Raw genomic sequence first — 13,242 nt, 5'->3', positions numbered from 1 at the left:
GTCCCCGTACCACCAGTACGAGGACGTGGGGGCGACACCACGATGCACCCGTCTGACCGCGAATTCCCCCTGCGACGTTCCGAGCCACACCACTAGTGCCTCGAATGGCACGATGTCCCGCGTGAACGTCTCCGCGGTCCTGCGCACCCTCGCTCGGTTGAGCGCTGCGGAGCAACCGCAGAAGCTCCAGCTCGACCTCACGAAGGCGGCCGGCCTGCTGTGGCAGGGCGACCACGAGCCGTCGTGGCGGGCGATCACGCTCGTGCAGGAGGGTCCGCAGTGGACGCCGGTGTGGTGGTCTGCGCTGAAACAGGCCCGCGCCGAGGTCGAGCACCTGGCCGCGTACGACGCGCTGCACCAGGAGGACAGGGTGCTGCGGCTGGGCTGGGCGTTCCTCGTCGGCCCCGCGCAGATCGGCGGGCAACGGCGCCGCGTCTGCCTCCCGCTCGTGTCGCGGCCCGTCCGCCTGCACCACTCCACCGGGCTGAACTACGCCTACCACGTCGCCGGTGACATCGGGGTGTTCCCGCTGATCGACGACTGGGCGAAGACGGCGGAACGGGAGGCCGCACTCGCGCCGACCAGGGAGTGGATCACCGAGACGCTGAGGCTGGCCGGGTTCGAGAACGTGCCGATCGTGCGCGGCGACCCGAAGAGGCTGATCTCCGGCACCGAGCTCGTCGTGGCGATGGGCGCCGGGCTGCACGCGGGCGAGCCCGTCGTGAAGACCGAGCAGGGCACGGCGCTGTTCGACTGGTCGGGCAAGAAGGGCCTCGACGGCACGGCGTTCGCGGCGCTCTACGGGGCGTCGTCCGAGCCGGACTCCCACGACGAGCCGATCAGTTCGGCGTTGCCGTTGAGCCACAGCCAGATGCGCGCCGTCGAGCATGCACGCCGTGCGCGGATCACGGTCGTGGGCGGGCCTCCCGGTGCGGGCAAGACGCACACTCTCGCAGCGTTGGCACTCGACGCGGTGGCCGCGGGGAAGTCCGTGCTGCTCGCCAGCCGCACCCGCAACGCCGCCGACGTGCTCGGCGGCGCGCTGCGCAGGGCCGGCGGGCCGGTGCCGGTGCTGTTCGGCGACTCCGAGCTGCGGCAGGAGATGGCACGCGAGCTGAGCGACGGCCTCACCGCGACGAGCGACCCCGGCCAGCTCGACTCACTCGATCGCGCCAGGCGCGCGGCCGCCGCCGCTGTCACCCGTGTCGAACGCACCGCCGGTGGCTCGCTCACCGACGAACAGCTGGCCGCGGAAGCCCGCAAGCACCAGGCTCTGATGCCGGCACATCGTTCCGTGGCACCGAAGGCGTTCGAGGCGGGCGCGGATTTCGTCGTGCTGCAGGACCTTCTCCGGCCGCGCGCCGGATTCCTCGGTGGACTGCGGACCGGCTGGGCGTTGCGGAAGGCACGCCGGCTCACCGGCGCGGCCGACGTCTCGGCCGAGGACCTCGGTGCGGCGGTCGAGGCCGCCGGGCAGACCGCGGCGTCCGTCCGGATCGGGGCGAGCGGCGGCACGGCGTTCGGCGAGCTGCGGCCGTTGCTGGCCGAGCAGGACGTCGCGAGCCGCACCGCCACCGCCGCCTGGCTCAAGGAGTACTCGGTCAGCCGCAGGGGAGCGGGCGCGCGCCGGGCGGTGGCGGCGCTCGCGAAGGCGCTGCGGTCCGGACGGGCGGCCCGGCGGCGCGGACTGGCCGAGATCGACAGCGCGGACCTGGTGGCGGCACTGCCGTTGTGGGTCGGCACGCTGTCCGACGTCGAGGACATCCTCCCGCCGGTGCCCGGCATGTTCGACCTGGTGATCATCGACGAGGCGAGCCACGTGGACCAGCCGCTGGCCGCGCCCGCGCTGCTGCGGGGCCGTGCCGCGGTGATCGGCGGCGACCCGCGCCAGCTGCGGCACGTCTCGTTCGTCAGCGACCAGGCGGTGCAGGCGGCGGTCGACGCCGAGGGCACGCAGGACCTGCGCGACCGGCTGGACGTGCCGAAGGTCAGCCTGTTCGACGCGGGCGCGGCCGCGGCGGGCGTGCACTGGCTCGACGAGCACCACCGCTGCGCCCCGCACCTGATCGGCTTCGCGGCGACGAGGTTCTACGACGGCAAGATCGCGCTGCTGACCACCCACCCGTCGATCGCCGACGTCGACTGCATCGACACCGAACGCGTCGACGGCGACCGCACCTCGAAGGGCGTCAACCAGGTCGAGGTCGACGCCGTGCTGGCCCACGTCCGCAAACGCGTCGCCGCGGGTGTGCGGTCCATCGGAGTCGTGACGCCGTTCCGCGCGCAAGCCGACGCGTTGGAGGAGGCGCTGCTCAGCGAGCTCACGCTGGACGAGATCACCACCGGTGGCGTGCGCGTGGGCACCGTGCACGGCGTGCAGGGCAGCGAGTTCGACGAGGTCGTGATCAGCCTCGCCGCGGACGCGAAGCCCGGCGCGTGGCGGTTCGTGAACGACCCCAGCCTCCTGGCCGTGCTGACGACCCGCGCGCGCCGCAAGGTGCACGTCATCACCTCGGCACCTGAACCGCCGGGCCTGATCGGCGAGTACCTGCGGCACGCCGACGTCGCGCCGGTCGAGACCGCCGGGGCCGACCCCGGGGACGCGTGGACCGCGAGCCTCGCGCAGGAGCTGCGGACCGCGGGACTGACCGTGCGCACCGGGTATCCGGTGGGGCAGTGGCGGGTCGACCTGGTGGTGGGGGAGAGGGAGGACGCCGTCGCCGTCGAGACGCGCCCGCATCCCTCAGGCGTGCAGGCGCATCTCGCTCGCTGGCGTGCGCTCACCCACGCGGGGTGGCGCGTGCACGACGCGTTCGGCAGCCGGTTCGGTGACGACCCCGCCCGAGCCGCGGTGGAACTGGCGCAGGAACTGGCGAGACGAGACCTCTCGTCTCGCCAGTCCTGAACGGCGCCTACCTGCGGGCGGGCTTGAACAGCGGCTCGGCCGACGCCACCGACGGCAGGAACGGGTTCGGGTTCGCCGGGCACACCGTCCCGACCGCCGGCAACGTGCCGTTGAGCAGATACGCGTTCGTGTGGTCGGTGGCGCACTTGCTCACGCCGTACGCCGTGTGTCCCCAGCCCGCGTAGGCCAGCAGCCGGCTCCCCGCGATCTGGCGGTTGACGGCCTGCGCGCCGCGGAAGTCCGTGACGCCGTCGAAGTAGTTGCCCACCACCAGAACCGGCGCGTTCGTGCGGGTGCGCCACGGCCCGGTGTAGCGGTCGGCGTTCACGGGCCAGTCCGCGCATGCCGCGTTGCCCCACCACCACGCCGGTCCGAACTCCGAACCCGCTGCGGCGTAACGGGAACCAGCCTTGTAGGAGCCGAAGTCGCGCGGGAACTCGATGTCCGCGCACACGTTGCCGTTGTAGGCGTCGAACCCGTTGGCGTAGTCCGGTTCCGCCGCGACGGACAGCGTGCCGGCGGCGGCGTCGGACAGCTGGTCGAAGAGCGCGGCGGCGTCCGGCCAGTCGCTCGGCGAGTACATCGCGCCGAGCGCCGCGTTGATCACGGCGTCGTAGGTGAAGACCTCGTCGCCGAGCTGGATCGGCTTGGCGCGCACCGACTTCAGCAACGCGTCCCAGCGCTTCTCCGACTGCGGACCGAAGACACACGCGGCCTCGTCGCAGGTGCGCAGGAACTCGCGGAACTCCTCCTTGGTCGCGATCCGGTCCGACTCGATCTGACGGCCGCTCGACCACAGTTCGGGGTTCAGCACGCCGTCGATCACCAGCGCGCGGATGTTGTCCGGGAACAGGTTCGCGTAGGTGGCTCCGAGGAACGAGCCGTACGAGAAGCCCAGGTAGCTGATCTTGCGGTCACCGACGGCGCGGCGCAGCAGGTCCATGTCCCGGGCGACGTCGGCGGTGCTCATGTGCCGGGTGATCCGCTGGTCGTCGCGGCACTCGGGGCCGAGGGAGCGGTAACGCTCGAAGAACGGGCGCTCCTGCGCGGCCTGGTACGGGAAGCCGGGCACGCCCTCGAAGAACTTCTCGAGGTCCGCCTCGGAGGAGAAGCAGTGCAACGGATCGGACTTCCCGATGCCGCGCGGGTCGAACCCGACGATGTCGAACCGGCCCTGCAGGTTCGCCGACAGGGCGTTGCCGGCGCCGAGCGCGAAGTCGACCCCGGAGCCGCCGGGGCCACCGGGGTTGAGGAACAGCGACCCGATCCGGCGTGCGGAGTCGGTCGCGGGCTTGCGCGCCAGCGCGACGGTGGTCGTGGCGCTGCGCGGGTCGTCGTAGTCGAGCGGCACCTTCACGGAGGCGCACTCGAAACCGGGGTGTTCGGGCCCGCAGGCCGCCCAGCCGATCCGGGGGACGGCGACGCCGCCCGTGGCCTGCACGGCGGGCGTGCCGGTGATCATGAGCGCGGCCGCGGCGGCCAGCACTGTGAGACGCATCGACAAGCTCCCCTCTTGTCCGCAGAGGGGCCATTCCTACCTGCTCGAACGGGCGCCGTCGACCGCCGAAAGTCGTGACCGGGCAGCCGGGTCAGTCCGGCCGCCGGTGCTTCTGGCGCACCCCCAGGTGGTCGGCGATCTGGTCGTGGATGGGCGTGCTCATCACGACCGGGACCGTCGGCGTGGTCTGGGGTGTCGCCGCGGGTGCTTCCTGTGTGTCCTGCATGAAGGGAGCGTAGGGATGGTCATTGACGCCTCAAGGACGCTGATCAAGAAATCACCACAGTCATACCCCAAGAGGTGAATCGGGTTCCCCCGATCTGTACCCAGCGTGGAGGCTTCGTCCTGCTACGGGACCCCCTGTGGGTGGCCCCGATCGAGTTAACCCGAATTGCCCAGTGACGTGGAATCTCATCGGCCGGACGTGGGGTTTGCGCGATCTCGCGGCGATGCTGAACGATCGGGTGCAAGGTCGGGCGAGCGTGGAGCGTGGACGATGGTCAGCGGCAAGCCCGGCGTCGCCAAGCGGCAGCTCATCCTGCTCACCGGCAGGGCCCACCCGGAGCTCGCGGAGGCCGTGGCGAAGGACCTGGGCGTCGCCATCACCCCGCAGGCCGCCTACGACTTCGCGAACGGCGAGATCTTCGTGCGCTTCGAGGAGTCGGTGCGCGGCGCGGACGCGTTCGTCATGCAGAGCCACACCGCGCCCGTCAACGACTGGCTGATGGAGCAGCTGCTGATGGTCGACGCGCTGAAGCGGGCCTCGGCCAAGCGCATCACCGCGGTCGTGCCGTCGTACCCGTACGCGCGCCAGGACCGCAAGTACGCCGGCCGTGAACCGGTGTCCGCCCGCCTGGTCGCGGACATGTTCAAGACCGCGGGCGCCGACCGGATCGTCACGGTCGACCTGCACACCGCGCAGGCCCAGGGCTTCTTCGACGGCCCGGTCGACCACCTGCACGCGATGTGGCTGCTCTGCGACCACGTCGGCAGCCGCTACCGGGGCGAGGACCTCACGATCGTCTCCCCGGACGCCGGCCGCACCAGGCTCGCCGAGAAGTGGGCCGACCTGCTCGGCGGTTGCCCGATCGCGTTCATCCACAAGACCCGCGACCCGTTGCGTCCCAACGAGGTCATGGCCCACCGCGTCGTCGGCGACGTCGAGGGCCGCACCTGCGTGGTGGTCGACGACATGATCGACACGGCGATGACGAGCACGACGGCGGCCCGCGAGCTGCTGGAGCAGGGCGCGAAGGACGTGGTGCTGGTCGCGACGCACGGCGTGCTGTCCGGCGACGCCCACGACCGGCTCATCGCGAGCAAGGCGCGCGAGGTGATCCTCACCGACACGATGCCGATCCCGCAGGCGAAGCGGTTCCCCGGCCTGACGGTGCTGAGCATCGCGCCGCTGCTCGCGAGGGCGATCCAGGAGGTCTTCGAGGACGGCTCCGTCACGAGCCTCTTCGACGGCAACGCCTAGGGAAGCCGCCGGGCCCTTTCCGTGTTGCCATGAGGCATGGGCGACATGCGAGTGGAGACCTCCGCGAAGCGGGTCCGTGCGTACTTCGGTGGCGAACTGGTCGCGGACACGACCGCGCCGCGCCTGGTCTGGGAGATCCCGTACTACCCGGCCTACTACCTGCCCCTGTCCTCCGTGCGCGCCGGGCTGAAAACGACGGGGGAGACCAGGGACGGCGGTGTCGTGCACGACGTCGTCACGCCCGGCGGCACGGCCGGGGGCGCCGCCCTGACGTTCCCGGACTCGGAGGCGTTGCGCGACCTCGTCCGGTTCGACTTCGCGGCCATGGACGAGTGGCTGGAGGAGGACGAGCCGATCTACGTCCACCCGCGTGACCCGTACAAGCGGGTCGACGTCCTGAGCAGCTCGCGGCACGTGCGCGTCGCGGTGGACGGCGTGACGCTGGCGGCGTCGTCGCAGCCGCGGATCCTGTTCGAGACGAGCCTTCCGCCGCGCTACTACCTGCCGTTGAGCGACGTCCGGTTCGATCTGCTCAGGCCGTCGGCCACGCAGTCGCAGTGCCCGTACAAGGGCACCGCCACGTACTGGTCGGTCGAGGTGAACGGCCGGGTCCACGACGACCTCGTCTGGATCTACCGGTCGCCGCTGCCGGAGAGCCAGAAGGTCGCCGGCATGCCGTGCTTCTACAGCGAGAAGGTCGACCTCTTCGTCGACGGCGAGCTCCAGCAGAAGCCGGAGACGCCCTGGTCGTAGCCACCTCGAGCGAGTCGTAGTTCACACTCTGCAAACTTGCAGTGACTGCAAAACGATCCTGTACTCTTGCCCCGTGAACCAGCCGGGGGAGAGCCTGCGCGACCGCAAGAAGCGCCAGACGCGGGCCGCGCTCGAACGCGCGACCGTGCGCCTGGCCGCCGAGCGGGGCTACGACCACGTCACCGTCGACGAGATCGCCGCCGAGGCCGACGTCTCGGTGCGCACGTTCTTCAACTACTTCGCGAGCAAGGACGAGGCGCTCATCGGCGCGGACCCCGAAGCGGGCCCGCGCATGGCCGAGCGGATCCTCGCCTTCCCCGACACCGTCACGCCGTTCGAGGCGTACCGGCGGTCGGTGCTCGCGGAGATCACCGAGGAACTGGACAGCGCCCGCGACCTGTGGCTGCTGCGCAAGGAAGTGCTGATGCAGCGTCCGGACCTGCTGGTCCGGGCGTTCGCCAACAGCGCGGAGTCCGAGCAGCTGCTCGCGAACGCGGTGGGCCGGCGGGCCGGGCTGCCCGAGACCCACCTCTACCCACGCCTGCTCGTCGCCGCCGGCAGCGCCGCGTTCCGTTGTGCGGTGACGCGCTGGGCCCTCGACGACAGCGTGGCACTGGGCGAGGTCGTCAGCGAGGCGCTCGGCCTGTTCGGCACCGGTCTGGCTCACGCACCGAGCCGTCACGAAGGGGGATCATGAGCACCGACGCAGAAGTGACACCAGTCCACAGCAGACGCGACGTCGTCCAGGCGCTGTGGGGCCTGATGATGGGCATGTTCGTCTCGATCCTGGCCAGCACGATCGTCTCGAACGCGCTGCCGCGGATCGTCGCCGACCTGAAGGGCTCGCAGTCGATCTTCGCGTGGATCGTGACGGCCGAGCTGCTCGCGATGACCGCGACCGTGCCGTTGTGGGGCAAGCTCGCCGACCTCTACAGCCGCAAGCTGCTGATCCAGGCGTCGCTGAGCCTGTTCGTCGTCGGCTCGCTGATCGCGGGCTTCTCGCAGAACGTCGAGATGCTCATCGTCAGCCGCGTCGTGCAGGGCCTCGGCGCCGGTGGCGTCACGGCACTCGCGACGATCGTGATGGCCGCGATGATCCCGCCGCGTGAGCTCGGCAAGTACTCCGGCATGTTCGGCGCGGTCTTCGGCGTCGGCACGGTCGCGGGCCCGCTGATCGGCGGTCTCCTGGTCGACACGTCGTGGCTCGGCTGGCGCTGGTGCTTCTTCATCGGCATCCCGTTCACCCTCGCCGCGATCTACATGCTCCAGCGCACCCTGCACCTCCCGGTCGTGCGCAACGAGAAGACGAAGATCGACTACCTGGGCGCGTTCCTGATCGTGTCCGGTGTCTCGACGCTGCTGATCTGGTCGTCGCTCGCCGGGCAGAAGTTCGAGTGGGCGTCCGGCTGGACCGCGGGTCTCGTGTCGCTCGGCGTGCTGCTGCTCGTCGCGGCGGTCCGCGTCGAGGCGACGGCGCACGACCCGATCGTGCCGCTGTCGATCTTCCGCAACCGCACCGTCTCGCTCGCCACCGTCGCGAGCGCCCTGGTCGGCATCGCGATGTTCGGCGGCACGGTGTTCCTGTCGCAGTACTTCCAGCTCTCGCTGGGCAAGACGCCGACCCAGGCCGGTCTGCTGGGCCTGCCGCTGATCTTCGGCCTGCTGGTCTCGTCCACGGTGGCCGGCCAGCTGATCACGAAGTTCGGCAAGTGGAAGGCGTTCCTCGTCGCCGGTGGCGTGTTCATGGTCGGCGGCATGCTGCTGCTGTCCACGATCACCGCCACGACGACGGTGTTCATGGTGTCCGTGCACATGTTCGTGCTCGGCGTCGGCGTCGGCCTGATGATGCAGAACCTGGTGCTGGCGGCCCAGAACGACGTGCCGGCCAAGGACCTCGGCGCCACCACGTCCACGCTGACGTTCTTCCGCTCGCTGGGCGGCGCGATCGGCGTCTCGGCGCTGGGAGCGGTGCTGGCCAACAAGGTCTCGTCCCTCGCCGCCGAGAAGTTCGGCGCGATGGGCGGCGGCGACGCGACCGGCCACCAGGTGCCGGACCTCTCGGTGCTGCCGCCGGAGCTCAGGGCCGTGATCGCCGACATCTACGCGACGGCGACCGCGGAGATCTTCCTGGTGGGTGCACCGTTCGCGGTGCTGGCGCTGCTCGCGGTGCTGTTCATCAAGGAGAAGCCGCTCAAGGAGATGAGCGGGGACGACCGGCTGGCGGCGGAGATGGCCGCGGGGCACTGATCATCGAGCTGCAGGGGCCCTCGACCTTCGTGGTCGGGGGCCTCGCCGCGTTTCAGGGCTCAGGTCGCCGGGAGTCCACCGGTCGTCGCCGTTGTCCGCGCAACCGTGGCGCGGGTCGGTCACCCCACCCGTCATCCCTGACTTTCGTCGGGGGTCTGACCTGCCTTTCAGGTCGGGTCCGCCGGCGCGCCGATCCCTACCTTCGGTCCCATGATGATCTGGGGTGCAGCGCTCACGCTGCTGGTGTCCACCTACATGGGGGAGGCGTCGCTGCCGGGCGTCGCGGTCGCTATCACCAAGGGGGACCAGGTGGTCTCGGTCCAGGGCTTCGGCCACGACTCGTCCGGCGCGCCGGTCACCGAACACTCGAAGATGGCGATCGCGTCGGTCAGCAAGTCGTTCACCGCGCTCGCGGTCCGGCAGCTCGCGGACGCCGGAAGGCTCGACCTCGACGCGCCGGTGTTCGGCTCGCGCGTCACGCCTCGGCAGCTGCTCGCGCACAAGTCCGGGATCAGCGACCGGACCTTGCCGGAGAAGAGCCTGCCCCAGCCCGGGAACCCGGAGGGGGCGGTGGAACGGGCGCGGGAGGCGCTGTGGGAGGCCGTGCCCGACGACACCTTCCGCTACACCAACACCAACTACCACCTGCTCGCCCGGCTGGTCGAGCAGGCGTCCGGCGAGAACTTCAACGCCTATCTGAAGAAGCACGTGTTCGAGCCGCTGGAGATGCGCGACACCGTGGCGATCGACGTGACGCCGAGGGACCTGCCGTCCGGCTACCGCAAGGGTTTCGGCTACGCCTACGGGTTCTCGGTGCCGCTGACCGAGCCCGACCGGTTCGTCACCGGCTCGGACGGGGTGGTCACCACGGCCGCCGACATGGCGAAGTGGCTCGCCGCGCAACCGGCGCTCCAGCCGCGGGACGGGATGGGCTGGGAGGCCGACCAGCAGGGACGGTTGCGGCACAGCGGGATCTGGTTCACGGGCACGGCCGGGCAGCTGCTGACGCCGTCCGGCCACGGGATCGTGGTCATGTCGAACAGCGGTGTCACGCTCGGCAACGAGGGCACGTACCTGCTGGAGAACGGGATCGCCGCGACCCTCGACGGCGAGCGGCCCGAGGCACCGGGGTCCTACCGGCTGCTGATCGATCTGGTGCTGGCCGGGCTCACGCTCCTGTCGGTGGGGCTGGGGATCCGCGCGCTGCGGCGGCCGCGGAGGTACCACAAGGCGTGGCAGGTGTTCAGGTTCGTGCCGCTGGGCGTGCTGCTGGCGCTGCCCACGGTGCTGGGGCTGCTGTACGGCGGTGGGCGCGACATCACGTTCTTCCAACTGGCGCACTATTCGCTGCCGCTTGTGGTGTGGTTGGGCGTGTCCAGCGCGATGAACACGAGTCTGGCGGTCGTGAGGTGGGTGCGATGAGGGTCGTGGCGCTCGCGGGCTGTGTGGCGACGGCGTTCGGCTTGTCGTTCTTCATGGACGAGAACGTGCCGCCGTGGACGGTCGTGGTGTGCGCCGGGCTGTTCGTCGCGGCGTTCCTGCTCGGCCGGCGGATGGCGCCCGGCTGGCCCGCGATCATGTTCGCCGCGGCGGGCTTCATCGGGCTCACCCCGCTGGTCGTCGTCGGGCTGGCGGTGGCGCTGCCGTGGTTCCTGGGGCGGGTCGCGGGGCAGCAGGCCGCGCTCGCCGCCGCCGAGGTCGAGGCCGCTCACCTGCGAGAACGCACCCGGATCGCGCACGAGGTGCACGACACGCTCGGCCACGAGCTCAGCCTGATCGCCCTGCAGGCGGGCGCGCTCGAGATGACCCTGCCGCCCGAGCACCAGGCCGCCGCGGCCCAGCTCAGGGTGACGGCCTCCGACGCCACCGAACGGCTGTCGGCGCTGGTGTTCCTGCTGCGCGACGGAGAACCGCCCGCGGTGGCCGACCTGCGCGACCTCGTCGACCGCGCGGTGGCCGCCGGGATGAGCGTGGAGTTCACCGTGGAGGGTGACGTCCCGTCCACAGTGGAACGCACCGTGCACCGCGTGGTGCAGGAGGCGCTCACGAACGCCGCCAAGCACGCGCCGAAGTCGATCGTGGAGGTGAAGGTGACGTCGGCGGAGGGCAGCACCGTGGTCGAGGTCGGCAACGAGGCGGGGCTGCGCCGGGGGGCGGGCAGCCGGCTGGGCCTGATCGCGTTGCGGGAACGGGTGCGGATCGCGGGCGGCACGCTCCGGGTCGGCCGCGGCGAGGGCAGGTTCGAGCTGGTCGCGACGGTGCCGCACACGGGGGAGCTGTGATCCGGGTACTGCTCGCGGACGACGAGGTGCTGGTGCGCGCCGGGGTGCGCGCCATCCTCGGCTCCGATCCCGAGCTCGAGGTCGTCGCGGAGGCGGCCGACGGGCGCGAGGCGATCGACCTCGCGTTGAAGCACCGGCCCGACGTCGTGCTGATGGACGTCCGGATGCCGCGCCTCGACGGGCTGGAGGCGGCGGGGGAGCTGGCGCGGCTCGGGTTCGGCGTGGCGATGCTGACGACGTTCAACGACGACGGCTACCTGGAACGGGCGCTCGACGGCGGTGCGCGCGGGTTCCTGCTGAAGTCGGGCGACCCGCGCGAGCTGATCGCGGGCGTGCACGCGCTGGCGTCCGGCGGCGCCTACCTCGCGCCGAAGGTGGCGGCCCGGATGATCACGCGCTTCCGCGGCGGCCGGGTCGGGCGGGCGCGCTCCCAGGTGGAGTCGCTGACCGCCCGCGAACGCGACGTGCTCGCGTTGCTGGGGCAGGGCCTGTCGAACGCGCAGATCGCCCGGCGCCTCGACCTGGTCGAGGGCACGGTGAAGGGGCACGTGAGCGCGATCCTGAGCCGCCTGGGCGCGGAGAACCGCGTCCAGGCGGCGATCGTGGCCCACGAGGCGGGCCTTCAGAAGGGGTAGTGGCCGTGCTCGCTCGCGATGGTCACCCAGCGGGTCGCGGAGAACGCCTCGATGCCCCACCGGCCGCCGAACCTGCCGTAGCCGCTGGACTTCACGCCACCGAACGGCGCCTGCGGCTCGTCGTCCACCGTCTGGTTGCCGACGTGCACGATGCCGGTGCGGATCCGTTGCGCCAGACCGAGTCCGCGCCGTGAGTCCTCGGTGAGGATGCCCGCGGTGAGGCCGTGCTCGGTGTCGTTCGCGATGGCCACGGCCTCGTCGTCGTCCTCGACGGGAACGACGATGACGGCCGGACCGAAGATCTCCTCCTGGAACACGCGCATCCGCGGCGTGACGCCGTCGAGCACCGTCGCGCCGCCGTCGCCGCCCGCTCGCACGGTGGCGCCGTTCGCGATCGCGTCCTCGACCAGCGCGGCGACCCGGGCCGCGGCGCGCGGGTTGATCACCGGGCCGATCACCGTGCCGGGGTCGGCGGGGTCGCCGTGCGGCAGCGACCCGACCTTGGCGGCGAGCTTCGCCGTGAACTCCTCGGCGACGGCCCGGTGCACCAGGATGCGGTCCGTCGACATGCAGATCTGGCCCGCGTTGTGGAACGCGCCGAACGTCGCCGCGTCGACCGCGTGGTCGAGGTCGGCGTCGTCGAGCACCAGCAGCGAGTTCTTGCCGCCGAGCTCCAGCACGGCGGGCTTGAGGTGTTGTGCCGCCAGCGTTCCGACGATCCGGCCGACCTCGGTGGAGCCGGTGAAGTTCACGGCGCGCACGCGGGAGTCGGTGATCAGCGCCTCGGCCACCGCCGCCGCGTCCTCGGGGGCGTTCGTGACGACGTTGAGCACGCCCGCCGGCAACCCGGCCTCGCGCAGCACGTCCGCGATGAACAGCCCGGCCGCGATCGGCGCGTCCTCACTGGGCTTGAGCACCACGGTGTTCCCCGCGGCGAGCGGCGCCGCGACGGCCCGCGTGCTCAGGATGACGGGGGCGTTCCACGGCGCGAACGCCGCGACCACGCCGAGCGGTTCGCGCACCGCCAGCGACAGCTGACCGGGCACCTCCGTCGTCAGCACCTCGCCGACGGGCTGGGTGACCGCCGCGGCCGCCTCGCGCAGGATGTTCGCCGCGAGCATCACGTTGAACCCTGCCCAGCCGCCGACGCCGCCGACCTCGGCGGCCATCAGGGCGACGACCTCGGGTGTCCGGGCCTCCAGCCCGTCCGCGGCCCGCAGCAGGATCCCGCGCTTCACGGACGGCGACGTGGCCGCCCATCCGGTGAACGCCCGCTCGGCCGCGTCGACGGCCCGCGTGACGTCCGCGGGTCCGGCCGCCGCCACGACGGCGTGGACCTCGCCGGTGAAGGGGTTGAGGTCGTCGGTGGTGCGGCCGTCCAGCGCGGGAACGCTGTCGCCGTCGATGAGGAGCTCACGCTTGTCGCTTGCCACGAGCAGGAT

The 13,242-nt window shown here is 71.4% G+C and carries 11 protein-coding genes; 8 read left to right on the top strand and 3 right to left on the bottom strand.

What is annotated here, in order from left to right; translation table 11 throughout:
• Nucleotides 1–121: 121 nt before the first annotated feature.
• Nucleotides 122–2,905 (top strand): AAA domain-containing protein, encoded by a 2,784-nt coding sequence (locus tag ACWF7A_RS03460; protein WP_452248797.1) that lies wholly within the window; start codon nt 122–124, stop codon nt 2,903–2,905.
• Between the two features lie 7 nt (nt 2,906–2,912).
• Here ACWF7A_RS03460 and ACWF7A_RS03455 read toward each other — a convergent pair whose 3' ends face one another.
• Nucleotides 2,913–4,403, bottom strand: coding sequence for an alpha/beta hydrolase (locus ACWF7A_RS03455; protein WP_452248796.1), 1,491 nt, complete (start codon nt 4,401–4,403; stop codon nt 2,913–2,915).
• Nucleotides 4,404–4,494: 91 nt separating this feature from the next.
• The gene (locus tag ACWF7A_RS03450) at nt 4,495–4,629 is read right to left on the bottom strand and encodes a hypothetical protein (protein ID WP_452248795.1); all 135 of its coding nucleotides are present in this window, start codon (nt 4,627–4,629) and stop codon (nt 4,495–4,497) included.
• A 270-nt stretch (nt 4,630–4,899) separates the two neighbouring features.
• Between ACWF7A_RS03450 and ACWF7A_RS03445 the strand changes: the two genes are divergently transcribed.
• From ACWF7A_RS03445 to ACWF7A_RS03415, 7 genes are all read left to right on the top strand, one after another.
• Complete coding sequence (locus ACWF7A_RS03445; RefSeq protein WP_452248794.1) at nt 4,900–5,883, top strand: ribose-phosphate diphosphokinase; 984 nt, start codon at nt 4,900–4,902, stop codon at nt 5,881–5,883.
• Nucleotides 5,884–5,928: 45 nt separating this feature from the next.
• On the top strand, nt 5,929–6,636 hold the full coding sequence (locus tag ACWF7A_RS03440; protein ID WP_452248793.1) for a DUF427 domain-containing protein: 708 nt from the start codon (nt 5,929–5,931) through the stop codon (nt 6,634–6,636).
• 73 nt (nt 6,637–6,709) lie between these two features.
• Entirely contained in the window at nt 6,710–7,333 is a 624-nt protein-coding gene (locus ACWF7A_RS03435; protein ID WP_452248792.1) for a TetR/AcrR family transcriptional regulator, read from the top strand.
• The gene (locus ACWF7A_RS03430; protein WP_452248791.1) at nt 7,330–8,883 is read left to right on the top strand and encodes an MDR family MFS transporter; all 1,554 of its coding nucleotides are present in this window, start codon (nt 7,330–7,332) and stop codon (nt 8,881–8,883) included. The genes ACWF7A_RS03435 and ACWF7A_RS03430 overlap by 4 nt, the downstream gene beginning before the upstream one ends.
• A gap of 210 nt (nt 8,884–9,093) precedes the next feature.
• Nucleotides 9,094–10,305: a serine hydrolase domain-containing protein gene (locus ACWF7A_RS03425; RefSeq protein WP_452248790.1), complete on the top strand. Its 1,212-nt coding sequence runs from the start codon at nt 9,094–9,096 to the stop codon at nt 10,303–10,305.
• Nucleotides 10,302–11,165 carry a sensor histidine kinase gene (locus ACWF7A_RS03420; protein WP_452248789.1) on the top strand — a complete coding sequence of 288 codons (864 nt, stop codon included), beginning with the start codon at nt 10,302–10,304 and terminating at the stop codon, nt 11,163–11,165. The genes ACWF7A_RS03425 and ACWF7A_RS03420 overlap by 4 nt, the downstream gene beginning before the upstream one ends.
• Nucleotides 11,162–11,800 carry a response regulator gene (locus ACWF7A_RS03415; RefSeq protein ID WP_452248788.1) on the top strand — a complete coding sequence of 213 codons (639 nt, stop codon included), beginning with the start codon at nt 11,162–11,164 and terminating at the stop codon, nt 11,798–11,800. Before ACWF7A_RS03420 ends, ACWF7A_RS03415 begins: the two co-directional genes overlap by 4 nt.
• Here ACWF7A_RS03415 and ACWF7A_RS03410 read toward each other — a convergent pair.
• Nucleotides 11,788–13,233 carry an aldehyde dehydrogenase family protein gene (locus ACWF7A_RS03410; RefSeq protein ID WP_452248787.1) on the bottom strand — a complete coding sequence of 482 codons (1,446 nt, stop codon included), beginning with the start codon at nt 13,231–13,233 and terminating at the stop codon, nt 11,788–11,790. The two genes, ACWF7A_RS03415 and ACWF7A_RS03410, sit on opposite strands and share 13 nt — an antisense overlap.
• Nucleotides 13,234–13,242 lie beyond the last annotated feature (9 nt).

The organism is Lentzea sp. NPDC055074, assembly GCF_053608005.1.
This window is presented reverse-complemented; position numbering and strand designations above follow the sequence as displayed.